The sequence below is a fragment of the Bacillus sp. 37MA genome (assembly GCF_000372765.1).
GTDB lineage: Bacteria > Bacillota > Bacilli > Bacillales > Domibacillaceae > Domibacillus > Domibacillus aminovorans.
This window is the reverse complement of sequence record NZ_KB889755.1, coordinates 1-24,361: the sequence shown is the minus strand read 5'-3', so window position 1 is coordinate 24,361 and position 24,361 is coordinate 1. Positions and strand designations below refer to the sequence as shown.

General features: G+C 33.8%; 24 protein-coding genes and 1 riboswitch. Of the genes, 21 read left to right on the top strand and 3 right to left on the bottom strand.

What is annotated here, in order from left to right; genetic code table 11:
* The first annotated feature begins 6 nt into the window (after window positions 1-6).
* On the top strand, window positions 7-2,151 hold the full coding sequence (locus A3M5_RS0121625; RefSeq protein ID WP_018395842.1) for a type IA DNA topoisomerase: 2,145 nt from the start codon (window positions 7-9) through the stop codon (window positions 2,149-2,151).
* A 17-nt stretch (window positions 2,152-2,168) separates the two neighbouring features.
* A complete protein-coding gene (locus tag A3M5_RS0121620) occupies window positions 2,169-3,128 on the top strand; it encodes a DUF3991 domain-containing protein (protein ID WP_018395841.1) in 960 nt (319 codons plus the stop codon).
* 397 nt (window positions 3,129-3,525) lie between these two features.
* Here A3M5_RS0121620 and A3M5_RS0121610 read toward each other — a convergent pair whose 3' ends face one another.
* Window positions 3,526-3,963, bottom strand: coding sequence for an immunoglobulin-like domain-containing protein (locus A3M5_RS0121610; RefSeq protein ID WP_018395839.1), 438 nt, complete (start codon window positions 3,961-3,963; stop codon window positions 3,526-3,528).
* 311 nt (window positions 3,964-4,274) lie between these two features.
* On the opposite strand from A3M5_RS0121610, the gene A3M5_RS0121605 reads away from it, so the two are divergent.
* The 4 genes from A3M5_RS0121605 (at window position 4,275) to A3M5_RS0121580 (ending at window position 9,430) form a co-directional block, all read left to right on the top strand.
* Window positions 4,275-5,453 carry a hypothetical protein gene (locus tag A3M5_RS0121605; protein ID WP_018395838.1) on the top strand — a complete coding sequence of 393 codons (1,179 nt, stop codon included), beginning with the start codon at window positions 4,275-4,277 and terminating at the stop codon, window positions 5,451-5,453.
* Window positions 5,454-6,032: 579 nt separating this feature from the next.
* Window positions 6,033-6,371, top strand: a complete 339-nt coding sequence (locus A3M5_RS23500) for a YolD-like family protein (protein WP_018395836.1) — start codon at window positions 6,033-6,035, stop codon at window positions 6,369-6,371.
* Window positions 6,361-7,644, top strand: a complete 1,284-nt coding sequence (locus tag A3M5_RS0121590; RefSeq protein ID WP_018395835.1) for a Y-family DNA polymerase — start codon at window positions 6,361-6,363, stop codon at window positions 7,642-7,644. Before A3M5_RS23500 ends, A3M5_RS0121590 begins: the two co-directional genes overlap by 11 nt.
* A gap of 1,591 nt (window positions 7,645-9,235) precedes the next feature.
* Complete coding sequence (locus A3M5_RS0121580; protein WP_018395834.1) at window positions 9,236-9,430, top strand: hypothetical protein; 195 nt, start codon at window positions 9,236-9,238, stop codon at window positions 9,428-9,430.
* 71 nt (window positions 9,431-9,501) lie between these two features.
* Here A3M5_RS0121580 and A3M5_RS0121575 read toward each other — a convergent pair whose 3' ends face one another.
* Window positions 9,502-11,112 carry an RES family NAD+ phosphorylase gene (locus tag A3M5_RS0121575; protein ID WP_018395833.1) on the bottom strand — a complete coding sequence of 537 codons (1,611 nt, stop codon included), beginning with the start codon at window positions 11,110-11,112 and terminating at the stop codon, window positions 9,502-9,504.
* Window positions 11,113-11,632: 520 nt separating this feature from the next.
* Between A3M5_RS0121575 and A3M5_RS0121570 the strand changes: the two genes are divergently transcribed.
* The 8 genes from A3M5_RS0121570 to A3M5_RS25625 all read left to right on the top strand — a co-directional run bounded on the left by A3M5_RS0121570 (window position 11,633) and on the right by A3M5_RS25625 (window position 17,713).
* Window positions 11,633-12,232 (top strand): recombinase family protein, encoded by a 600-nt coding sequence (locus tag A3M5_RS0121570; protein WP_018395832.1) that lies wholly within the window; start codon window positions 11,633-11,635, stop codon window positions 12,230-12,232.
* Window positions 12,233-12,486: 254 nt separating this feature from the next.
* Window positions 12,487-12,702 (top strand): hypothetical protein, encoded by a 216-nt coding sequence (locus A3M5_RS0121565; RefSeq protein ID WP_018395831.1) that lies wholly within the window; start codon window positions 12,487-12,489, stop codon window positions 12,700-12,702.
* Entirely contained in the window at window positions 12,695-14,053 is a 1,359-nt protein-coding gene (locus A3M5_RS0121560; protein ID WP_018395830.1) for a hypothetical protein, read from the top strand. Before A3M5_RS0121565 ends, A3M5_RS0121560 begins: the two co-directional genes overlap by 8 nt.
* Window positions 14,054-14,339: 286 nt before the next feature.
* A complete protein-coding gene (locus tag A3M5_RS25630; protein ID WP_018395829.1) occupies window positions 14,340-14,495 on the top strand; it encodes a hypothetical protein in 156 nt (51 codons plus the stop codon).
* A gap of 77 nt (window positions 14,496-14,572) precedes the next feature.
* Window positions 14,573-15,412, top strand: coding sequence for a ParA family protein (locus A3M5_RS0121550; RefSeq protein WP_018395828.1), 840 nt, complete (start codon window positions 14,573-14,575; stop codon window positions 15,410-15,412).
* Entirely contained in the window at window positions 15,409-15,666 is a 258-nt protein-coding gene (locus A3M5_RS23495; protein ID WP_155894794.1) for a hypothetical protein, read from the top strand. The genes A3M5_RS0121550 and A3M5_RS23495 overlap by 4 nt, the downstream gene beginning before the upstream one ends.
* Before the next feature lie 341 nt (window positions 15,667-16,007).
* On the top strand, window positions 16,008-17,180 hold the full coding sequence (locus A3M5_RS23940) for a hypothetical protein (RefSeq protein WP_018395826.1): 1,173 nt from the start codon (window positions 16,008-16,010) through the stop codon (window positions 17,178-17,180).
* Window positions 17,181-17,542: 362 nt separating this feature from the next.
* Entirely contained in the window at window positions 17,543-17,713 is a 171-nt protein-coding gene (locus A3M5_RS25625) for a hypothetical protein (RefSeq protein WP_018395825.1), read from the top strand.
* A gap of 98 nt (window positions 17,714-17,811) precedes the next feature.
* A riboswitch (cyclic di-GMP riboswitch) is annotated at window positions 17,812-17,899 on the top strand.
* A gap of 327 nt (window positions 17,900-18,226) precedes the next feature.
* Here A3M5_RS25625 and A3M5_RS23485 read toward each other — a convergent pair.
* Window positions 18,227-18,628, bottom strand: coding sequence for a helix-turn-helix domain-containing protein (locus A3M5_RS23485; RefSeq protein WP_018395823.1), 402 nt, complete (start codon window positions 18,626-18,628; stop codon window positions 18,227-18,229).
* A 215-nt stretch (window positions 18,629-18,843) separates the two neighbouring features.
* On the opposite strand from A3M5_RS23485, the gene A3M5_RS0121520 reads away from it, so the two are divergent.
* The 7 genes from A3M5_RS0121520 to A3M5_RS25890 are packed head-to-tail and all read left to right on the top strand — an operon-like array spanning window position 18,844 to window position 24,269.
* Window positions 18,844-19,710 carry an SAF domain-containing protein gene (locus A3M5_RS0121520; protein ID WP_018395822.1) on the top strand — a complete coding sequence of 289 codons (867 nt, stop codon included), beginning with the start codon at window positions 18,844-18,846 and terminating at the stop codon, window positions 19,708-19,710.
* A 30-nt stretch (window positions 19,711-19,740) separates the two neighbouring features.
* Window positions 19,741-20,526 carry a CpaE/TadZ family protein gene (locus A3M5_RS0121515; protein WP_018395821.1) on the top strand — a complete coding sequence of 262 codons (786 nt, stop codon included), beginning with the start codon at window positions 19,741-19,743 and terminating at the stop codon, window positions 20,524-20,526.
* A gap of 25 nt (window positions 20,527-20,551) precedes the next feature.
* On the top strand, window positions 20,552-22,075 hold the full coding sequence (locus A3M5_RS23480; RefSeq protein ID WP_018395820.1) for an ATPase, T2SS/T4P/T4SS family: 1,524 nt from the start codon (window positions 20,552-20,554) through the stop codon (window positions 22,073-22,075).
* 3 nt (window positions 22,076-22,078) lie between these two features.
* Window positions 22,079-23,020: a hypothetical protein gene (locus tag A3M5_RS0121505; protein WP_018395819.1), complete on the top strand. Its 942-nt coding sequence runs from the start codon at window positions 22,079-22,081 to the stop codon at window positions 23,018-23,020.
* Between the two features lie 27 nt (window positions 23,021-23,047).
* Window positions 23,048-23,905, top strand: a complete 858-nt coding sequence (locus A3M5_RS0121500) for a hypothetical protein (protein WP_018395818.1) — start codon at window positions 23,048-23,050, stop codon at window positions 23,903-23,905.
* Between the two features lie 16 nt (window positions 23,906-23,921).
* A complete protein-coding gene (locus A3M5_RS25620; protein ID WP_018395817.1) occupies window positions 23,922-24,080 on the top strand; it encodes a hypothetical protein in 159 nt (52 codons plus the stop codon).
* A 21-nt stretch (window positions 24,081-24,101) separates the two neighbouring features.
* Window positions 24,102-24,269 (top strand): hypothetical protein, encoded by a 168-nt coding sequence (locus A3M5_RS25890; RefSeq protein ID WP_018395816.1) that lies wholly within the window; start codon window positions 24,102-24,104, stop codon window positions 24,267-24,269.
* Window positions 24,270-24,361: the final 92 nt, after the last annotated feature.

The following is a 24,361-nucleotide window of genomic DNA, read 5'->3' as shown; positions in this document are numbered from 1 at the left end:
TTATAAATGGGATACACATTAATTTTAGCAGAGAAACCAGATCAAGCTTCACATTACGCTGAAGCCTTTTCTTCAAACACACGAAAAAAAGGATACATTGAAGTAGAAGACAAGCGATTTTTTCAAGGAAAAGCATTTATTACATGGGGTTTCGGGCATTTAGTTGAACTTCAGGAACCAGAAAAATATAAACCGGAATGGGGTAGGTGGGCACTGGACGCACTGCCGATCATGCCGGAAACATTTAAGTTTCAAGTGAGCGATTCAAAAAAGAATCAATTTAACATCGTTAAAGGATTGTTAAAAGATGCAACTGAAATAATTGTGGGCACCGATAGCGACAGAGAAGGAGAAAATATTGCTCGGTCCATTATTACATTAGCAGGTGCAGCAAAAAAACCAACGAAACGGTTATGGATCAATTCTTTGGAAACTGATGAAATTATTCAGGGCTTTCATAATTTGAAAGACGGAAATGATTATTTGCCTTTGTATCATGAAGCACAAACGAGACAAATAGCGGACTGGGTTGTAGGAATCAATACATCCCGCCTGTACAGTCTTTTACTACAAAAGAAAGGGATAAGAGAAGTATTTTCAGTCGGGCGTGTGCAAACACCTACTTTGTTTCTGATCTATCAACGACAGCAAGAAATAGACCATTTTAAACCGGTTCCCTTTTATGAGCTGTTTGCCGATGTTCAAGCTCAAAATGGAGCATTCACAGCTAAATACAGCGATAAGTTTGAATCTAATGAACAAGCGCAGGAGCTATTAAGAAATCACGGGATTGAAAAAGAAAATTCCGGGAGGATTTGCAAGGTGGACAAGCAGTTAAAAAAACAAAAATCACCGAAATTGCATAGCCTTTCGAGTTTGCAGGAAAAGGCGAATCGCCTTTGGAAATACAGTCCTGCCGATGTGCTAAAAACTGTTCAGGTCTTGTATGAAAAAAAGTTGTTGAGTTATCCACGTACAGACTGTCACTTTATTACGAATGCCGAATTTCAATATCTTGCGGCAAACATTGAACATTATCAAGCATTGCTAGGATTTGAGGTGGCCTATCCAGAAGCTCGAAAAGGTTACATAGAGCCATCCAAAGTCCAAGAGCATTATGCCTTGATACCAACGAAAAAGATGCCAACAAAGCAAGATATAAACGCTCTCGAAACGAAAGAAAAGAACATTTACCTTGAGGTCCTATCCAATACAGCTGCAATGTTTGCGCCTGATTATGAATATGAAGAAACAAAAATTGAGATAGACATAAAAGGGCTTCTTTTTAAGAAGACCGGAAAAGTGGAGAAAAAGAAAGGCTGGAAAGCTCTTTTTCAGGAGCCATCCGATGAAGAAGAAAAAGAGAAGGCAAGCACTCTTCCATTAGTAAATGAAGGGGAAATGATTCAGTCTACCATTTCTGTTAAGGAGGGCATCACAACACCACCTAAGTCTTTTACAGAGGGTGAATTGATTAAGGTGATGAAGACGGCTGGTTACAAGGGAACACAGGCTATTAAGGATGAAGAAGAAAAAGCGATATTGAAAGAAACGGAAGGAATTGGGACAGAAGCAACGCGGGCTGAAACGATTGAAACACTGAAAAAGAAACAGTATATCGAAGTGAAGAAAAATCAAGTTTCCATTACGGAAAAAGGGATTATTTTATGCGAATCCGTTAAAGGAACGCTGCTCTCAAGTCCTGAAATGACGGCGAAATGGGAAATTTACCTGAAGAAAATTGGTCAACGGGAAGGAGACCCAACCAAATTTTTAAGCAATATTCAAAAATTCATTACTCACTTATTAGAGGAAGCACCGAAACAATTAGCGTCCGAATTGATTACTGATCGGGTTGAAAAGGCAATCACCGTTAATGCTGTAGGGACTTGTCCTTGCTGCCAAAAATCCATTATTGATAAAGGCAAGTTTTATGGTTGTGAAGGATATTCCGATGGCTGCCGTTTTTCACTTCCCAAAATATATTTGAACAAAACCATAAGTGAAACCAATATCAAAAAATTACTTAAAAACAAAAAAACCGGTGTGATCAAAGGCTTTAAAGGTAAAAAGGACAAAGTGTTCGAAGCAATGCTCATCTTAAATGATGCAAATGAATTAAAAATGGAGTTTCCAAAGAATAAACAGTAGGAAAGGGGGAATGCCGCATGGCGAAAAAAAGCGTCACTGCGGACGAAATTATGAAAGCAAGGGATGTAGATTTGCTATCATATCTCGAAGACAAAGGGGAGCAATTTAAGAAAGAAGGTGCTTATTATCGTCATGTAGAACATGACAGTCTCGTTATAAAAGACAATATGTATGCATGGAATAGTCGGAGTGAAAAAGGATATGGAGCGATTAATTTTGCGAAAATGTTTTATGGAATGACATTTGTTGAAGCAGTCCAAGACATTAATAACGGAGATTACCCAACGATTAGTGCTGAGAAGGGTCCTAGAGAACAGAAAAAGATAGAACCATTTGTCTATCCAGTGGAATATGAAGTCAAGGATCAGACAGCAGCAAGGGATTATTTAGTGAATGAACGCAAAATTGATGAACGCCTTGTCAATTGGCTGTTTGATAAAGACTTGATTGCACAAGACCAACGAAAAAATATTGTGTTTAAATGGAGGGAACAAGGAGGAAAAGGGGAAGTCGTTGGTGCTGATAGGCAAGGTACAACGAAGATGGACAATAAACGAGGGTCATTTAAACAGATATTGCCGAATGGTAAACAACATTCTGGCTTTACAGTCGATATAGGGAAACCCGAAACTTTATACTTTTTCGAAAGTCCGATTGATATGCTCTCCTATTGGAGTATTCAAAAAGGGAATTTAGATAATGCACGTCTTACTAGCATGAATGGGCTAAAATTTAAAACTCTTTTTCAATCAACTATTGAAGCTAAAAAAGAAGGGTTAGAAATAAAGAAAGTTGTTTTAGGGATTGATAATGATAAAGGGGGGCATGAGTTTATAAAAAAACTGGATTCCATTGTGAAATGGGACATTCTTGAAACGGCTTTGCCGCCAACATTAGGGGATGATTGGAATAATGAGTTGAAGAAATTAAGTGCTGTATCTCCTACTAAAACACGTGAAACAGCACTAGAACGCTAAAATTATTACACATAAACACAAGTATAATTGTGTTTATGTGTAATTGTGTTTATTTGAAATTATTCATTCAGAACGATAACTATTCAATTAATTTGATTGTTGCTTTTTATCTGCATAATAGTTCCAAATATAATAGACAATCCAAAATATAATAATTGTTAAAAATGAATAATGCCTATATTCATTAGGAAGAAAGGTATTTAGTAATAGTGCAACAATTAAAAATGATGGCATAAGTATCCAATAACGCTTATTTTTAAAGTCTTTAAACATAATATCCCCTTTACCTTAACATAGCTTTTATTTTAATCAAGATTACACATAAACACAATTACACTTGTATTCATGTGTAATTGTGTTTATTTAAAAATCTTTATTAGGAAGCGAAAATATCTTGTCACTCTATAATTTCAAAAGGAGCAGCAATGTAAGAATCACTAAACGTCTTTACGATTCTATACTCGCCAGTAGTGAGTTCATATACTGTAAGATCGTTATTAAGTGAAATGGTTTGTGATTCTACTTTATGTGGAATTAGATAATGCCCTTCATCTGTAAAAAGAGGGTTCTTTAGTGGATAGTCAAACCATACTCCTTCTATCTTTTTCTGAATGCTAAATCTAAGTCCATAAATTATTTCCGTATCTCCCTCATTCTCAAGACGAATAGTAAGTTCTTTATCCGTTACCGTATAATCCTCTTTTTCTGTTTTTATTGAAATGTCCTCTTTTGAAGAGGGAAGATCTTGATGCGCGACTTTCGTTAAGTTCTCATTTGCCCAGCTAATTTCGTGTTTTCCATTTTGCTGACATGCAGATAGTAAAAAAGAGAACAATATTAAATAAGAAGCAAAAAATTTATATTTTTTTATAAGAATCTCTCCTTTTTATCATTTTAAACTAAACAAGAAATATAACCCGTATCCATCAAAATGTATGCCGCAGATCTAGATTTGAAATAAAGATGTACCGTTTTAAAGAAAGTTGTACGGTTTGTAAAAAAGTTGCACCGTTTCATTTCTTTTCGATTAAAGAATTCTTTTAGCCAACTATTAATGTTTTTTTGTATTCATGTTGAGCGTATTTACGATATAATAAAGTACTTTGGAAACCTTTGGTTAATTTAGAGAGATGAGGGAAGAAAGTTATGATAAATTATCAAGAGTTGAAGGATTTATATAGTAACAAGTTTATATCAAGATTAAGTCGTAATCCTAGAAAAATATATAGAAATTGCTTGGTAGGCATGTTTGTTACATCTTTAATGATTGGAGATGAACAAAAGAAGCAAAAGGAATTCTTAATTAATATGAATTTTTGTAAAGACATATTAAATAATCCTAAAGGTTTCTTGCTTGACGAACAGTTGCAAAGGGTAGATGAACTTGTTCAAAGTTCATTAAAAAATATTTTTGTGAAAAATCCAAGTACCAAAAAAACAGAAGATACAATAATAGAATTAATGAGAAAAGCTATTGATTATAAGTTAAAGGAGACTCGTTATTTATTAAAATTTGAAGATTTAGACCATGTAATGGATTTAAAATCATTATTTTCACGTATTCAAAAAAATTCTAATCCTAATATGAGTTACCATCATTGGATTGAATTTGATCTAAAAGCTGGTCTTGTACCGTCATTTCCGGACTTTATTACATATGCAGATTTAGTTTCTTTATGGAATATGTTTTTAGATAAACGGGAAGCGTTGATAAATGAACAAGTTTTTAACAAAGTGTTTTTAGATAAACGGGAAGCGTTGATAAATGAACAAGTTTTTAACAAAGATCCGAAGAAGGTTAGACTTCTTAACAGTGAGTTACATGCTTTATATATTTCTTCGTGGATACAAGGTGTCACATTTGTTGAATCTTATTTATATTATGTATTTTATAATATACAAAAAGGTAAGTACCCTCTTAAATCAGAAAAGGCACAAGGGTACATTAAGTCTACTTTGCCAGACGACAACCAAATAATTGATAAATTAATAATTTCTGAATTTAGCACAGAACAGAATAAAGATGATATTGCTCATATTAAGAGCTTGCATAAGAAATATATAGATATAAACAAGACTAGAAACAGATTCATCCATGCTTCAGCTTTTGAGGAAAACAACAGTTCACACTTATTACCATTAATTGATTCTAAGTATGGAGACTTGCCTACTGTTTTAGAAACGTGTACGAATTTAGTATTGGAAATTGAAAAGCTATTACCTTCAGATTTGAAGATTTTGTTTTGGTGGGAGGCAGTAGACCATCCTATTTATAAAGACTTTGAAAAAGGTAATTTTGTAAAGAGAACTGATATATCTATTTAGCCATAGTAAACTCATTAATAAATATTTCTTTATTAAGAATAAGAATAGAGAAAAAAGGCGGCCAGCTGCAAAGCAGTTGGCTAATCTTTTTTATTATTAAAAAATAAGGAGAAGAATGTGGTTTTGAAATAAAGTCACGATGTTATAAAAAAGACGCGATGAAATACGTTGGTAGACTTTTTGAAAATACTGATATAACAGTGTTATTGACAATATTTCGATTAAACTTTTTTATAAAAAGCAGACTTCAATTTATTAATGAAGCGATTATTTTAATCAATCTTTTTTCAAAAAGCAAATTTGAGATATGGCGTGAAATCAACGTTTATCACATTCTTTTTATCAAACTTAATTCAAAAGCTACAGCAGAATAGGGGTTTGCGGGATATTGTTATTCAAAATTCATATCTAATTAACACAATTACACATATACACAATACTACTTGTATTTATGTGTAATTGTGTTTTACTAAAAATAGTAGATATAGACCAAACATTTATTCTTAATACTCTTGAATAAAGGAACTTACGTTTGTATACTATATAAAAAGAACCTTTGTTCCATAGGAGGGACACAAAATGCTCTATAATGACCGAAAGATGTTGAAATGGCAGGGCATGTTACTATCTGAACATGTGGAAATGATTAAAATGGAAGAAACAGAAAAAACGCCGATTTTTTTGGATGAACAAGCGGCAGAAGAGTTTAATCGAATGGTGAATGAATCGTATCATCAATCGAAGCCCATTTTTATCGAAGTAAATACGTTTGGACTTCCTTATATTGAAGCTACTGGCATTGTGCAGTCATTGAATAGCCATAACGGGCGTCTGATACTAATTGGAAAGGGAATGTTCTGTTTGAAGGACATTGTTTCTATTCGCTTTGTAGAAGAGGGCGACGAGCATGGAAATTGATTATAATACACTGCCTAAACGCGATCTGCTTTTTATTGATGTTAAGTCTTACTTTGCGTCAATAGAAGCTGTCCGCCGTAGAATTCATCCGCTTCATGCGTATGTGATCGTCGTAGCAAATAAAGAACGGCCCGGATCGGTTATTTTAGCTTCAAGCCCTAGAGTGAAGCAGGAATTGGGTATTTCCACAGGCTCAAGGAACTGGGAAATCAATCGAAATGATCCTCGATTAATCATTGTTGAACCCTCAATGGGGCTGTATTTGAAGGTAAATAAAATGATCGTGGACATCGTGAAACGATTTGTTGCCGATGAGGATCTTCACATCTATTCGATAGATGAAATGGTAATTGATACCACTTTTGTAACTAAATTGCATGGAGATAAGTTTGAAATTGCTAGGAAAATTCAGCAAACGATATTTAAAGAATTAAGGTTGGTCGTAACGATTGGAATCGGAGATAATCCCTTGCTTGCCAAATTAGCGCTTGATAACGAAGCAAAAAAAGCACCTAATGGGATGGCCTATTGGAGCTATGAAAACATTCCCGAAACGATTTGGCGTATTCCAAAGCTAACAGATATGTGGGGCATTTCTTATGGCTATGAAGAACGGCTGAAAAGGATGGGAATTGAAAGCGTCTACGATTTGGCCCACGCAGACAAAAATAAGCTGAAAGATCGGTTTGGTATTATGGGTCTACAATTATTTTTTCATTCTTGGGGCGTAGACTACACCATTTTATCTGAACGGGACAGCCTTCCAAACGGAGAAAAGTCATTCTCAAAGGGACAAGTGCTTATGAGGGACTATTATAAAGAAAATGAAATTACCATCGTTATAAAAGAAATGGTGGATGAGGTTAGTTCTCGGCTACGTAAACATGGTGTAGCTGCTGCAAAGATTGCGCTGACCGTATCCTATTCACGTGATATTGAGGAACGAGGATTCAATAAACAGATGCAGCTGCCGAAGAATACAAACCATACGATGGAGTTAACCAGGCATTTCATCCAGATCTTTCGACAGCACTGGCAGGGACAGCCTGTACGACAAATATATGTTTCATGCGGTAAACTGCGCAAATTTGAATATGAACAACTTGATTTATTTACAACGGCAGATGTGATGGAAAAAAGCCATGCGATTGATACGGTGATGGATGAGTTGAGGAGTCGTTATGGGAAAGATGCCATTTTCAAAGCATATAATCTCATGAAAGGTGGAACGTATTTAAGCAGAGCAAATCATATAGGAGGACATAAGGGATAATTTAATAAATTCGAATAAACTAAGTTGATATGATAAAAAACCGCTTGTTTGGATTTAAAATAAAGCTTGCGTATATGAAAAAAGATTGTTCAAAATCCTGTATTATTCTGAATGCAGGATGTTTTTATATGTTATTCAACTAATATTACACAAGTAGTAATGTGTAATTGTATTATTGTTTCGTCGAATTTTCCTTCTGATTTTTTGTATTCGAATTTGATAATTTATTTATATATTTATATATTGTGTAATTGTGTAAATGTATAATTTGTGATATAATTAAAGAATAATAGCATAGGTTTTCTCAAGGGTGGTCAGCTCATCCCCAAATGAAAGGGGGTGGTGCTGTTGACTACATTCGAGTCATTGATGTTTGCCGTAACGTTTGCAAGCCTTATTGTCGCGATATTGTCATTTAACCAAAAAAAATAATCCACCCTTGAGTTCGACGCTCTAGTGGATTATTCCCTTAATTGCTGATTGCCCATATGGGAACCTGCTATTGATGACCGTTTCGATCTCGTAAATCGGAGCGGTCTTTTTTTAATTTATGTGTTGTTATTCTTATTATACCCTATTTTTTTGAAAAAGTCTTGATTTTCCTTTATTTGTTTTAATACATGTAGATGTTATTAAGTATAAACACATTTACACAAGTATTAAAGTGTAATTGTATAAAGTGATAATTTTCAGTGGTAATTAAATGTTTTATCCAGATCATATGTGTTATAATCATCTTATATATTACTAAAAGTAATATATAAGATGATAAGGGAAGGGATGAGCCGTTAGGTATCCCGTTCCAATCAAAGACTATTCAATTTTAGTAGGGGTGACGTATCCCCGCATTTACATTATGAACGATTAAAGTTTAATTTATACATGGATTGCTATTTTACGTTAATGAATTAAGTCCTAGTATGTTTCATTTGCAAAGGGGGGAAGGCCAATGCATTTTAAATCATTTACAGCAGGGATGTTTGTTGCTTGGTTGTGTGCTTGTGTAGTTTGGGAAATATTTAACTGAGCAGTACGTTGATACTGCACAGTAGACTCATAAGGAGGAATACATTTTATTCTCAACAGTTCGTTCATAAGGTAGAATAATGTGCTTGAGATTCACTCTCTCGTGCAACGAAATTAAAAATTGCGGGTATTCGTCTTACTCGTAACACTTTTACTAAGCAATAGACACGATTAACTATGTGAACTATTCGATTGCCATATCAACAGCTTTTAAAGTTGATCAAACAAATCATTATAAAAAGATTAAACGACTTTAATAGCCTACTGTCATTTAAATCGACGGTAGGTTACTGCATTTCAGAATATGAAATTAAACAACTTTATATCAGTACACAAAAATTATAGCTAGAATGATTCTCTTATTATTGAATTTTGAACTATGTGCTAAATTCAAATAAATTTTATTTTAAACACCTCTCTTATAAAAAGGAGCAGATTATCATGAAAAAAGCATTAGCAGCATCTATAGTCACTAGCTTTTAAATCAATATTTAGTCATACACTGTCATACACTGTCATAACATATATGACTATGTATGACAGTATATTACTAAGGAGGGGTAAAATGAAAGAAAAGCCGCGCATTCAATTTAGAGCGACTAAAGAAGACGAAAAAAGGCTTTTTGAACTTATGCAACATATGCAAGATTATTCCTTTAAAGAGGTCACAAAATCGGACATCCTAAGATTTGCAGTTAAAAGGCTGCATGAAGAGTTGATACAAAACAGCAGAAGAAACGAAAATCATAATTATATATGATATTAATGTTTCTATTCTATTTAAAATAAAGGTGAGTTGTTTAGATCAAACAAATCTCACCTTTAAAAACATTAAATATGAACACTTTCATTTATATTAGCGGAATAGCCAACTGTCATACCCATGTACTCAAACCCTCTTTCGATGTTCTCTAAGAATACATAGTTGTATGCATCTGGAAAAAGAGTGCTTGTAAATCTTATTGCTTGAATTTTTGCTGCGCGACAACATTGGGCTAAAAAGTTAGGAATAAGATATTCAGGCTTAATGGTTGATTGGCTAGTGGAACTAAATTCACAGTAATTAAATAAAGGACACTCCTGATCAACTAAATCTAAAAACTGTATTTTCTCCTTTGAAATCCATTTTATTATGTCTACCACTTCTTCTTTACTTCCTCTTAACACTTCTGCAGCTGCTCCTTCCAGCCTGCTGCTAGTATATAAAACTCCTTGTCCTATAGGATTAAACCGACCATGTCCTGAAAGACCATATGGAGCTTCCCACATTTCAGGTTCAGTATATGGTCTCGTTTGTCCTGGTGCTCTTAATCGGGCACGAAAATGTTCTGTGTTGTCCTCAATTTCATAAAGTTTTGCCTTCTTAACCCAGTCAAATATTTTTTTTCCTACATCATCGTTTAAACCAAGCATGGGATACTTAGCAAGATAGTTATAAAAACTTATGACCTCGTTCTCAGTAATTGAACGAACTACATCCAAGACCCCGAAACTCGATACGGCGCTTGTAAACAAAATATTTTCATTAGTAACCTTATTTTTAATAAATAAATCCATTTCTGATTGTTCATTTTGTTTATTAGTCTTTTCTTCTCTTACTAAATGAAAATCGGAAGGCAGTTTATTTAGCCGACTTACCAGAGCTGCGGAAGAAACAGGTGATTCTAAAAACTTTCTATTTGATTGGTTCTCAATTGTGCTTATCCATGTGGCTTCCTTTGCTAAATCAGTAACTAAGGGAGATATCGTATGTGTCTCTCCCAAAATAGAGACTTGTTTTGTTAAAGCTCTAGCAGTTAATGATATTTTTGTTGCATCATTTAGTATGGTTGGCATCCTTAATTTTGATAAACCAACTACTTCTACTGGTTTTGGAAAAGCCACTCGCAATGCATCGGCATGTGCATTCAATCCTGCTAATGCTGAGAAATCAATTGGTTCTGGAAAAGCCACTCGCATTGCATTTGCTTGTGTATTCAACCCTGCTAATGCTGAGGGATTGATTGGTTCTGGAAAAGCTACTCGCAATGCATCGGTATGTGCATTCAATCCTGCTAATGCTGAGAAATCAATTGGTTCTGGAAAAGCCACTCGCATTGCATTTGCTTGTGTATTCAACCCTGCTAATACTGAGGGATTGATTGGTTCTGGAAAAGCTACTCGCATTGCATTTGCATGTGCATTCAATCCTGCTAATGCTGAGAAATCAATTGGTTCTGGAAAAGCCACTCGCATTGCATTTGCTTGTGCATTCAACCCTGCTAATACTGAGGGATTGATTGGTTCTGGAAAAGCTACTCGCATTGCATTTGCATGTGCATTCAATCCTGCTAATGCTGAGGGATTGATTGGTTCTGGAAAAGCTACTCGCATTGCTTCGGATTGCGCATTAACCCCATTTAGTCCAAAGGATTGTTGCTCAATTATTTTCTTTTTAGACAAATTTCCTTCTCCTTAATAATCTTATTTAAAAAGTTAGTGACTTTCTATAAAAGTGTGGATAATTTCTCTCCCTTTTTGAAAAGTAATATTATTCTGATTTGTTGTAATACATTTTAACTCCATCATTTTTCACACTCTTAATATTTGATTTAAGGAACAGTTGAGTTTATGAATATCTCTTTATTATAAATTATAAGTTTTAGACATGAAATTTTTTTGACTTTTAGTACATTAATTTTAGCTATAGGAGTGCAAATAATAAATCCGACCTTTTTTTACAATTATTTGGAGGGTAGGAAAAGACCTGTATAATTTAAAGTGTCTAAAATTTATAAATTCTAGACAGCATAAAATATAATACCCATATGTGCATTATTCAATAGTTTTCAACGTCTAAAATATAGTCTAGAATTAGAGTCTGAAATATTGTGTATTTTAGACATATATATGTATAATAATTACAAAGTGTAGGGGAACATAAACTACAACACTTGGCTACTTTTGAAAGATGGTGTTTTGAATGAAACTGGGATATGCAAGAGTGAGTACCGTAGGGCAAGATCTTGAAACACAGATTGAAAAGCTTCAATCTGTTGGCGTGAAAAACAATGAAATATTTATTGAAAAGATAACTGGAAAAAGCCTTTTATCCAGAACCCAATTAGAATCTCTTTTAAAACATGCTCGGTCAGGCGATCATGTTTATGTAACCAAAATTGATCGTCTTGCTAGAAGTATTTTAGATCTAAATAAGATTGTCAGTGAATTAATAGATCGGGAAGTCAGTATTACCTTCCTTGATCATAATATGACATTTCAGGCTGATTCCAAAGACGATCCGTTTCAAATGCTGCTCTTTAACACTCTTGGCAGTTTTGCACAATTCGAACGTGATATGATTGTGTCACGTACCAGTGAAGGCAGAGAAAGAGCAATACAGAATGGAAAAAAGATGGGGCGTAAAGGAAGACCACAAGAAAATATTCAAAGAGCTATACGGCTCTATGAAGCAAAAGAGGTAAACGGTATGAGTGTGGTGGATATTTCAAAACTGACTGGGGTTCCAAGATCCACAATTTATTCTGAAATTAAAAAATCACAATCTATAAAAATGGATTGAAAAACGTTTTTCTTCTATTATATATAGATATATACAGGGATATTGTTTTTTTGTTCCAACTGATTTAAATTAAAGTACCACAGTTGATATTAAAGACCATGTTTTGATCAATCTTTTTTCAAAACATGCTCTGTCTATTTAAAAATACTCTAATGATAAAGATGGACTGAGGGATATACTATAATTAAATAAAATGGTTTATTTAAACAGCTATGAATTATTTTTAAAAACTGTGTAATAGGAGGTGAAACACAATGGACTTATCAACTTTTATCTGGTCAGTTACTGCTAGTGTAGTAGCTGCTGCAATATTTGGAACAGCAGCATATAAATTTATACAAAAAAATAAAACCAAAAATATTGATAAAAGCAATAATAACATTGCTCAAAACGGAAATGAAAATAATGCTTATCAAAAATCGAATATAACAGTAAATGGTAATAGAAAAGAGGATAATATGGATGTTTAATAAAACAGAAAATTCTGTAAAACAAGATGGTAATGGCAACTTAGCAGTGCAAAATTCAAAAATAACTGTTAATGTATCTATTTTTGATGAAATAGCTAGGCTAGGGAAAGCTGGAGATTATAACGGTGTTATTAGTTTAATGTCACAAGTAAAAGATTATGCCAGTATTCAACACCCATACTATCCTCATTACACTTATAAAATAGGTAACTTCGGAGATCGAATTTCCGTCGAGCATGAACCTCGTTCACAAGAAGTTGCTGAAAAACTCCCATTGTCATATCGAGGGAAACTTACTATTCCCCCAGAACAAATAAAGGGTTTTGACAATTTTGGTGAACTGATAGATGACGCATTTATTAAGCAAAGAGACATTGAGATAGATGTGGTGGCGTTACAAGCATTGATTGATGGAGAGGAAGTTCCGACTCCTTTTTTAGAGGACAACATAAAAGAAGCAAAATGGGTAATAAAACCTAAACCATTGCCAGAACCATTAAAATTAAAAATGTACTTAAAAAATGATTCTGAAGAAATAACCTTAGTAGATTATATCGAAATGGGGGTCAGCGATCTTAATAAAAAAGAAAGTATTATGAAAATTGATAATAGTAGACAAGAACATTCTAAATTGTTAGTAAGTGTAATAATTCCTTTTAGTGATTTTAAAAGCCATTCAGAATCTCAATCAGCTGTTGCATCGGATTCAAAGTTTAGTTTTACTATCAAAGATGAATACAAACAGGACGTAGAAGGGAATTTTTTATTTTTTAAACTGATGCAGGCTTTATCAAAATACGATCAGTATGCACTATCCTTTAAAAATTTAATTAATGGAACAGATTTCATGAAATCCAGCGGATTTAAGTTGTATGGTGAGTTGGATAAGGAATTTGAAAATGATTTCCGGTTTATTGAACGCTTATATAAAATTGAACAGCATTTTAATTTAATTTTTACTTTGCCTGAAAAAATAGATGATACTGATTACGAAGCTATACAGGTACTTGAAAGCATTATTGCTGAAAAACCCGTTCAAAATGAATTTACTAGTTTAACATTAAGTACTTCAATAAAAGAATCTCTTAATGGTATCATTAATTCATTTGAGGAAGAGGATTATAGTATTAATAATTTTGCCACTGAAGTTACTGGTGATAATATGAGGATAGAATTATTCGGATCAGTAGTTCCTCTTAAAAAGGTTCGAACCACTTACAGTAGCCTTAAATTAGATGACCTTGAGAAGATAAAGAGAAAATATGAGGATATGGATGATGGGGAAACGGTTAAAGTGAAATTTATCCCAGGAGAATCAAATAAAATGGAAGAACGGTTCTTCCCAAAATAAATTACATGATATAGGATCTTTAAAAATGGATTAAAAAACGTTTTTCTTCTATCATATATAGAAAAAACGTTTTTTGTTTTTATTTTTCTATGTTAATTATAAATTGCTTTGTGTGATTATAACACCCTTAATATAATTACACAATTGCACTTTTTCTATTGTTTAATTGTGTAATTGTGTTATAATGAATATAGAAAATCGGGAGCTTGCAAATCTTTCGATTTTTATACAATTACACAATTTTATTTTTACACAAAGATACAATTAATGAAAGGTGGAATACTGAATGGGGATCAATGAGAAGAAAACGATTATTGAGTGGATCGCTTTAATCGAAGAAATACCTCATAGCGATCTATCAGCCCTTAGCGATGAAATGTTAGAGAAACGGTACAAACTGGCTTTGTTAAAAGCAAATGATGAAATGATTAATCTACATTGATACAATTACACATTTCTACTTTAATACTTGTGTAACACAATACCCATATGGTACCATATAAAAAAGGAGTGTTTAACATGACTAAAACAATTACTTTTGCAAACTTTAAAGGTGGGGTCGGAAAAACAACGACTTCCGTTATATTTTCTTATTTGTTACAAAAAGCAGGGAAAAAAGTGCTGCTTATTGATTTCGATCCTCAATATAACGCAACAGAAATTACCTTTAAAACGTTTAATATTGAATCGAAGGTAAAAGTCACCCTTTACGAAGCGATGGAACAACAGGATCTTTCTAAGGCCATTATAAACATCACACCTACACTGGATCTTTTGCCAAGTGAATTAGACTTAGCTGGTTTTCCAATGCATTTGTACTCCTTAACAAAGGATAAAGTAAAAAGGTTTATATTCCTTAAATTCCTCTTAGATGAGATCAGAGACAATTATGATTATATTATTATTGATGTTCCACCAACAATCAGTGATTTTACAAATAACGCTATTTTTGCATCTGATTTCACGGTGCTTATCATGCAAACACAGGAACAAAGTTACACTGGTGCAGTTAAATTTCTTGATTATTTAAAGGACCTAAATAAAGATATTGAAAAATATTTAAAGAACCTAAAAGAAGATACTGAAGATTATTTAAGGGACCTATTAGTAGATATAGATATTGAATTACTCGGTGTCATCCCATACTTAGTTCAAAAACGGGGCAATGTGGATATAGAGGTTATAAAGGATGCACAAAAATTATTTGGAGATCTACTGTTTGAGAAACCAATCATGCATAGAGAGCGTGTTAAACGGTTTAATAAACATGGGATTCAAGAAAAAGACATGCATGATGAAACTGTTTTGAATATGTATCAAGAAGTATTGAACGAATTTATTGAAAGGGTGAACGAATGATGGCAAAAAAAAGGTTTGAAGAAATAGATACAAGTAAATTTTCAGCAACCAGAGAAAATCCTTTTACGAAAAAACAGGTTGATTCTACATACAAAACCATTCGCATTTATGAAGAGGATTATAAACAATTAAAAAGGTTGGCTTATTTTAGCGACATGAAAATCGTTGAAATGGTGCAAAAAGCTGTGGCTGTACTCATAGCACAAGAAAAAGAACAAGAAGAAAAAGAGCAGAATGCACAAGAAAAAGAGTAACATTGTTGCTCTTTTTTTATAATAAAATAATTCAGAGTAATTTTTTTTAGATTGATAGTTATTAACTAATAAGTTATACTTTTCATGAGTTATCAAAATTAAACAAAAAAAAGAAAAATCCCTGTCCCCTTATTTATTGTTCGGTCGCCAAACTTACCAATAAATAAGTCACCATGCAGAGAAATTTCAATTAGAGAATTTTTTATTTTTTTCAAACCTATATGTGAGTATTATAGCATATTGTCATGGTTTTTAAAAGGAAAAAATACATTTATATGTCCTCTATTTGAATCTTCTGCCGTTGTGTCGTCGTCAGGTGATTTAAATGGAGGTTTTTTATTATGACAAATCAAACATTTGTAAACGTAACAGAAGGCAAAAGATCCCGTGAAGAGCATTACCTTCCAATCCTTCACTATCCGGCTGCTGATCCATTTATGATGAATAACTGGATAGACGTATTAGGCGAAAAAGCATTTTGCGGCTGGCTAAAATTAATCACACTCGTCAACCGTGACACAAACGCTATGGAGAAATACGGTAATAAAAACACTATACCTCGTTCTATTGAAAACGTTGCGAAAAACATTTTCAAAGTAAGTAAGTCTACCTTTTATCGTACAATTTTAAAGCCACTTTGGAATGTTGGATTAATTGACGTGTGTGAATGGAAAGATCATGCGAAAATTGGCCAAAAGGCTCTAAACATTATTGTTTATAATTACCCACAAAACAAAAAAGTGCTGGAAACAAAGGGTCTTGAGAAAATTAGAGATTATGATACTGAGTATTCTTCAACAGCGAGAACATTTGCTGTTCAAGGTGGTCGTCCAAAAAAATCGACAGTGAAACAACCAGAAGTGAAAAAGGCTGCTACGCCATATCGTTTCAAAATTAAAACGGTTGATTATATCAAGGTTTTTTCTAAAAACGTTGATCTATCAAACCGTTTCAAAACTAAAACGGTGACCGTTTCACTTTTAAAACCCATTAATGTACCTAACACTCAAGTAAATATCTCTAACACTTTAAAAACAGATACTATAAGAGATACAAAAATAGATACAGAAATTCATGCTTTACGCTCAAACTTGAAAAATGAATTTTTAATATACAGTAAGAGTGAAAAAGACTTTTTATATAAAAAAGCATTTTTGGCGAATAATCCTTCTGGAATTAATAGACGTATTCCAGAAGTGATTGTTAATTTTGCTGAGGACATTAAACAAGCAGATGTCTGGTTAAATACCCTTTTAAGAGCAAAACGAGCTGTTGAAAAGAATTTTGACATGCTTATTAGTCTTGAAAATGAAAACATTGCTGAAGAAGTCATCTTGACTGTTATAAACAATATAAGAAAAATTCGTACAGATGCTAAAATCAAAAAACCGGATAGCTATCTGTTTATTTCCCTACGCACATTATTCAATGAACTTGCAGCAAAAATCCAAAACAGTATGTTAAAAACTAAAATGGTAGAGATAGATGGATTCAGAATGCCTGAAGATATGTGATAAGGTATATCTGTTTAATAGGTTATTTTTACGGGCCTTATTACTTATATTTTAAAAAATAAAAGCTTAATTATTTCCACTAAATCATTAAAATTCCAATGACTCGACAACTGGGAGTACCGAAGTTTTCCTATTTTGATCAATCTTTTTTAAAAACATAATAAAGAGGGATTGTTATAACAATATTTATAGATCCTTTTTCATGAATCTTTTTACCTAAATTTAAAAATGTAAGCAAATAAAGTAGAAAACTAGTAATTTGTTAAATTTTAACATATAAGGATAATTTAATACTATGCTATACTCAAAAGAAAAAACAAATAAGGAGTCGAAGTTAGTTCTTTAAATGAATGGAGTATTGCATGCCAAGACAAAGAAAGTATGACTATCAAAAAGACTATCCTGTTAAAATTTTTTTAAAAGTACCAGTAGGATTATTAAACAAACTTGAAGACGATATGGGGTATGATCGACAAAAATTGTCGGAACTTGTCGAGCGATTATTGACGGAATATGTCGAAAATAATAGGTAAAAAGGTTGACTAAATAACCTTTTTTTTTTAATATTAAATAGAACGTAGATACTCAACCAAAAACATGTTCTTAAAATGGATTTATCATTAGATAGAAAAATCTGAAAAGGCAAACTATTCGAAAGGATAGGACGCAAAGCCATGAGCCTAATCGCTAATACAGCGTATGGTCGTCTGGTTGCCAGACTCTCGTTTTGTGAGTCAAGGCTTACAAAATGGAGAGTTTTTTGTTATGTCTTATTAGTCTTTATTCATCTCATGAAAAGTTATTTTGCTTACTTTTAAAAAATAAGCAAAATAACAGATCGCAATGGAAAAGATAACGTAAGTTCATTCAAAGGGGCTTGTTAAAGAAAAGGGGTTTTATTTTGAAATTGTATCAATCTTATATAGTGCCAATCGTCAATGAGGTAAAAAAGAGTACAAACCAACGTACAGAAATTGATCTAACTCAGCTAATGCCACAATTAAAACTGGATATTGCTATTAGGCAACAAACTAAATAAGATCATCTTAATTATCAAAATTATCTTTTTTTCTCATTTCACGTTGAATAAGGATATACCTTATTGCTTCTTCAATTTCCTCTGGTTTGGCTTCTCTTCCATCTAACATAAACCGATAATTCTTTTTTAACTCTTCAGGAGTTATAAATGGAGTAATGTTTTCTTTTTCAATTAGTTCTCTGTGTTCCCTTGTATAGTTTATAGGATCATCGGTTCTTAATAATAAGTATTCCGCAGATACATTTAATGTATCTGCTATTTTTTTTAGTGTATTAATATCAGGGGTTTTCTGATTTTTCTCATATTGAGAAATAGTTGACTGAGTTAGTCCTAATGTTTGACCTAACTCATTTTGTCTTAGCTTCTTGGCCTTTCTAACATGCTTCAATCTTTCTCCAAAAGTATTCACTCTACGCAACTCTCCTTTTTTATTAGTTTAACTTCTTTATTACCATAAGTCATAACATAATTCTTAATTTTGTGTGGAAAAAGATATAAATATTGTTTGACATTGCCTTTGTATGTGTTATTATGTAGACAATAAATTACTTTAGGTAATTTTATGTTGATGAATAATTATTCCTTTAGGTAATCTAAATAAGATTTTGGAATGGAGGGTGAAAAGTGCTGAAAAAAAAAACAGAACAGGATCAGGTGAAAACTCCGAAGAAAAAAAAGGTTGTTAATAAAAGGCGAAACAACGCTATAGTGGGGCTTATTCTAGCCGTAAGTTCAGCTGGAGCCGGAGCTTGGTATGAACTAGGGGGCGGACGTGAGTTATTGCTCTATGAAGATGTAGTTGTAGCAAAAGAAGCCATTAAAAAAGGTCAATTAATTCAGGAAACTGATTTGAACTTTATGAAAGTCGAGAAAACACAGCTTGCTGAAGGAGTTCTCAAGAATCCCGATATGGTAATTGGCAAACAAGCCAATCATTTTATTCCTAAATCAGCTCAAATAGACAAAAGCTACTTAGCCGAAAATGGACTGGTTTTAAGGGAAGGAGAATTTATCGCTCAAATTCCTATTGAGTGGACATTAGCTATACCAGATACTTTACGACGCGGTGATAACATCATCATGTATTCAGCGCTATACGATCAGGAATTGTTAAAAAAGCTTCAGAGTCAGTCAGTAGCCACAAACGCAAATAGTTCGACTAATAAACCAACTACTTCTACGACAAAGACGACAACGAGTGCTACATCAAACTTTGAAGAACTACTTAAAACAAAAGTGGCCTATGTTAAAGATTCTGCGAACCGTGAAGTAGTGACTGTGAGTACAGGAGATCGTCTTGATGGTAGCTCTGCAATTGGAGCAGTTGAAATTGTTACAACGCTGGATGAGTTTAACAAAATTGAAGCGAAGATCAATTCTGGCCACAAATTAATCTTTATGTACACAGACAATCCCTTTAAGACTGAAGAACATACAGATCCAGCAGATGAGGACGCGAATAGGGAATCTACAGCAGCAGTCAGTAAATAAAAACTACGTTTATAAGGAAGGAGAACAAATATGATTGCATTTTTCGGTGGGGATCATAAGGTTGGTACTACCCAAATTGTTCATTCATTAGCAGAAGTTTTAGCACCTCAAATTAACAAAGAAGTTTTAGTGTTGAGTTTAGCAACGAAGCCTGACGATGAATTTATCTCTCCAACAGATAGAAGTTTAGACCATCTTCAGAGTTATTTAACAAATGAATACATTCCAGCCGAAGAGATTGAAAAGGCGAAATTCAATGAAAATGGTTACAGTGTCATACCGGGACCACGTGAGATTATCAAAGTAAGAATGTACTCCATTAAAGCAATGAATCAATTGTTAAAGCAGCTAGATGATGAGGAACGTTATTTTATCTTACTTGATGCTGGAACAGATGTGGATAGTCCTCTATTTGTTTCAGCAATACAAAGCGCACGTCATCACGTATCAGTTATTACGGAACAACCATCAGTGTTTGCAGAGTTTCAGCGTAAGATGGAACAAATTATCACTCCGGGATTGAAAATTCAAAAGGATAAACTGTTATATCTAATAAACAAATATGAACATGACATAGCAAACGTGGATGAGCAATTAGAGATTATGGGAGGAACAGTGCTTGGGGTTTTACCAAAGTCTCGTTTAGGTGAAGAATCAGAAAATAATCGAAGTCCTCTATCCCTTCTCGATCCTATCTTTAAGAATCAACTTGTTAAGATAGGACAATTATTAGCTCAAAAAGAGAATTGTCTGTTTGAGGAAAGAGAAGAAAAGAAGGAATCACCCTTTGCACGCTTCGCTGCCGTGATGAAGTAAAAGTAAAAGTAAGGGAGGGGAAAAATTGAGATTTCAATTGCATCAGTTTATGGAAGAGCAAACGAAAGTTGCGACACTTCATCCTATAGAACAAATGAATCAATCAATGGATGAAACGGGAAACCCATCTTCAGAAGATATAAAAACAGAAGTGCTTCTGCAAGAAGAAAATAAAGTGGAAATCCTGGTGGATCGTAATGATGAAGAACAGTTCAGCAGTTTCTATTCTTTATGTGAAGAAGTAAGAACCTATTTTGATGAAGAGTTTCAAAAAGATACAGATCAATGGCTGGAAAAGCAAAAAAAGGCTATTTTGGGCTATCCAGAAGAAGTTGATTACTATATGGAGCATATTAGATCTTATCTCGAATCAAAGAATAAGACGAGTATACAAACACTGCCGTGGTATGACAGCCTTGCAGAAGGTGTCTTTCATGAGAATTGGGGACTTGCAGGAATACAGAAATGGGTTAAAAATCCGAATAGCTCTTCATGCAAAGTTATTCAACCTCGTATTTATTTTATGGAACATGGCGAAATGGTCTTACAGCCACAAAAGTTATCAGAAGATCGTTTTAAACAGTTGAAAAAAGCATTACTTATGACAGATACAAAAAAACGTGAAAATGAGCCCTATCAAGAAGTGTACATGACAGATGGTACACGAATTGAAATTTACAATAATACGAAACAACCGACGATTATTTTCCGGAAATACGTTGTAAAAGAATATAAATTCGAACATATAGCCAACTTGAACACAATTGATAAAGCGAGTATTCCAATGCTTAAAGCAATGGTAGCATGTGGTTTTAATGTAAATATGGTGGGGCCGGTCAGATGCGGTAAAACAACTTTTCTTACAACCTATCAATCATATGAAAAAGAGATGTTGGAAGGTGTATTACTCGAAACCGATCCTGAAATTCCTCTTCATAACATTATGCCTGTCTCTCCTATCATTCAGATGATAGCAGATAATGAGGACTTAGATGGGATTGTAAAACCTCTTATGCGTTCCGATGGTGATTACCTCATCATGGGAGAAGCAAGGGATGGTAAAGCATTGCGACAAATGGTATTGATTACGAAAAAAGGAACACGACGTGTAAAAGGCACGTTCCATACCGGTAATGCTGAGGATTTTTGTTTTGATATTGCACAAGAAATAGTCAATTCGTATGGGGGAAGTGAATGGGCTTATATGATACAGGCGGCAAAGGGCTTTCACTTCCTTTTTGAATTTGCATCTAGTACGGAAAATCGTAGTGAGAAGAAATTAAAAGGTATCCATGAAATTCGATTGGATCTTAAAACGCTAATTGTCAGTACCAATATGATCTGTCGCTACAATAAAAAGTCGAAAGATTGGGAATACAATTTTGATCTAAGTGATCGAGTCGTTCAGATTGGAGAAGAAGAAGATGAGGAAGCCTTTGCTGTATTTAGGGAGACATTAAAAAAGTTAGCTGAAGAAAAGCCGATGGAACAAGGCTTTGATCCAACTAGAATATCACCATTCAGCTTGCTTATTCCAACTGGGGGGTGACGGATGATGTGGTATGAAACACTAATTCGACAAGTTTTATGGGGTCTCTTGTTTACCGGCATTTGGTTCATGTTTTATGAAGATTTCATAAGGCTCTTTAAAGAAAAATTTCTATCAAAGAGGGCAAAAATTGAAAAGAAAAGAGCAGGTCCTTTTATATCAAAGATTCAACAACTGCTAGGGATAGCGTTTGGGCAAAGCAGCATAGGTGCTGCCTATCGTTTTATCGCTATATTAGTATCTGTCTCTATCATCACGTTCACAACCCTTCATGCAAGCGGGGCTTCTTTAAATGAACTCCTTTTATGGACAATAGGGACGCCTGTTCTAATTTTTGCTTTCGTTTTATATAGAATACGGGCTATGCAAGTGAAAACGTCAAATGAAGGAAAGTACATGATTGATGAGCTGTTAAACAATTATCGAATACACCATAAGAATATCAGTGAAGCTGTCGATCAGACCGTTATTGGCTTGAAAAATTATCCACATGTAAAAAGTTTAATGGCTAACGTTGCACTCGAAATGAAGGATTATAGAAATGCAGAAGAATTACGTGAAGTGGTGAACCGGATCAATTATAAAATTAACACAAAATGGGCGGTACTCTTATCTAACCTCATCTATGCAGCTGTTTACGAAGGGGATGACATTACAGAAGGGTTAATTGATTTATCAAAGGATTTGGCAGAATTGGATCAGGTAAATGAAAAAAATAGACAGATTAATCTTGAAGGAACAATTATGATTTATTGGTTTATACCGGGGATTATTGTCGGTGGGCTCATCATGATTCTCAAATACGCCGATTTCACATTTGCGAAATATATAGAGTATCAATTCCTTAATGAGGTTGGTTTTAGGATGTTTTTTTATTCACTTATTGCTGTTGCAATATCAGGACTGACCTTTCTGAATTTCCGTAATGAAAAAAATGACTTTTAATCTTTCATTGGATAGGGGGAAAAAATAATGTTTGTTTTAATCCTCTGTCTGTTTGTCGCCGGATGTTTATTAATGTTCTTTTCATTCGGTTTAGATGAAGAAGAGATAACGAAACAAATTGAAAAAGTGAATCGTTTGAGAATGGAGATTAAACGCCAATATGACAGTGATGAAGTTCATTTAATCATGGTCAAGGCAGGCATCCCCTTTAGTTTATACCATTATCAATTAGTCCGTTGGATTAGCCTTTTACTATTGGCTCTTAGCTTTTTATTCGGTTATTTAGTAGGAAAAGAAGCCAACGTATATATTTTGATTTTAACATTGATTTTGTATTTCATCACAAAACCAGTTACACACATTTTCCGTTATCGCTCGCCATTTCAATTGGTGATTGATAGTGCGTTAGTACATCGACGCGCACGATATAATGATGAACTGTATTTAGCAGTAGCACAAATGAAAAACAGTTTTTTAATCAAGAAAAACCGTCCACCTTCCTCACAACGAGTGCTGGAAGAAGTACGGCAATACACGAATTATACAAGGGAGGTGTTTAACCGTTTCATGAGTTACTGGCAGCTTGGTGAAAAAGACCTGGCTGTTCAATACTTTGAAACAGCAATAGGAACAGCAGAAGCTAAGAATATCTGTCAGGTGTTCTTAAAATTAGACGACTTGAATCCTGAAGATCTGAAGCAACAACTAGATGCATATCAAGATATTTATCGAACTAGACGCGAAACGGCGAAAAGAAAGAGAAATGAACATAGATCTAATATATTGTTTGCTCTTGTCTTCACTACAATTTTAGTATTGACAACAAATTTCTTAACCGTCGGATTTGGGATCGACTACATTAAAAATATGGATGATTTTATGTAAATGGGGGAGGGTCATCTTGCATGATTTAATTGTTAAATTAGGTTGGATCATTTTTGCTTGTGCATTGGTTCTTGGTTACATTCTTTCTACTGGTGATGGCAATTCATTGATGGACAGTAATGCAAAATTAGGCGAAAAACTTATTCAAGATGTTAACCAGTATACAGAACCATAAAAATAGGAGGGGGGAAGTAGAGTGCAAGATCTTATATCGAAGATAGGTTTGATTATTCTTGCGGTTGTGATTGTGATGGTAGTGATCATGGGAGTATTCAAAGCAAGTTCAAATAACATGGGAGACGAAGGGGCAGACCATGTTGATGCGGTGATTGACGGATATGCACCACCAACAGTAGCACCATAAAACAGAGGAGAGTGAAGGAGAATGCAAGATCTTATATCAAAGATAGGCTTGATTATTCTTGCGGTAGTGATCGTGATGGTCGTGATTATGGG

Coding starts and splice junctions, on each gene's coding strand:
- A3M5_RS0121625 (WP_018395842.1), top strand. CDS start 7: ATGGGATACACATTAATTTTAGCAGAGAAACCAGATCAAGCTTCACAT.
- A3M5_RS0121620 (WP_018395841.1), top strand. CDS start 2,169: ATGGCGAAAAAAAGCGTCACTGCGGACGAAATTATGAAAGCAAGGGAT.
- A3M5_RS0121605 (WP_018395838.1), top strand. CDS start 4,275: ATGATAAATTATCAAGAGTTGAAGGATTTATATAGTAACAAGTTTATA.
- A3M5_RS23500 (WP_018395836.1), top strand. CDS start 6,033: ATGCTCTATAATGACCGAAAGATGTTGAAATGGCAGGGCATGTTACTA.
- A3M5_RS0121590 (WP_018395835.1), top strand. CDS start 6,361: ATGGAAATTGATTATAATACACTGCCTAAACGCGATCTGCTTTTTATT.
- A3M5_RS0121580 (WP_018395834.1), top strand. CDS start 9,236: ATGAAAGAAAAGCCGCGCATTCAATTTAGAGCGACTAAAGAAGACGAA.
- A3M5_RS0121570 (WP_018395832.1), top strand. CDS start 11,633: ATGAAACTGGGATATGCAAGAGTGAGTACCGTAGGGCAAGATCTTGAA.
- A3M5_RS0121565 (WP_018395831.1), top strand. CDS start 12,487: ATGGACTTATCAACTTTTATCTGGTCAGTTACTGCTAGTGTAGTAGCT.
- A3M5_RS0121560 (WP_018395830.1), top strand. CDS start 12,695: ATGTTTAATAAAACAGAAAATTCTGTAAAACAAGATGGTAATGGCAAC.
- A3M5_RS25630 (WP_018395829.1), top strand. CDS start 14,340: ATGGGGATCAATGAGAAGAAAACGATTATTGAGTGGATCGCTTTAATC.
- A3M5_RS0121550 (WP_018395828.1), top strand. CDS start 14,573: ATGACTAAAACAATTACTTTTGCAAACTTTAAAGGTGGGGTCGGAAAA.
- A3M5_RS23495 (WP_155894794.1), top strand. CDS start 15,409: ATGATGGCAAAAAAAAGGTTTGAAGAAATAGATACAAGTAAATTTTCA.
- A3M5_RS23940 (WP_018395826.1), top strand. CDS start 16,008: ATGACAAATCAAACATTTGTAAACGTAACAGAAGGCAAAAGATCCCGT.
- A3M5_RS25625 (WP_018395825.1), top strand. CDS start 17,543: ATGCCAAGACAAAGAAAGTATGACTATCAAAAAGACTATCCTGTTAAA.
- A3M5_RS0121515 (WP_018395821.1), top strand. CDS start 19,741: ATGATTGCATTTTTCGGTGGGGATCATAAGGTTGGTACTACCCAAATT.
- A3M5_RS0121505 (WP_018395819.1), top strand. CDS start 22,079: ATGATGTGGTATGAAACACTAATTCGACAAGTTTTATGGGGTCTCTTG.
- A3M5_RS0121500 (WP_018395818.1), top strand. CDS start 23,048: ATGTTTGTTTTAATCCTCTGTCTGTTTGTCGCCGGATGTTTATTAATG.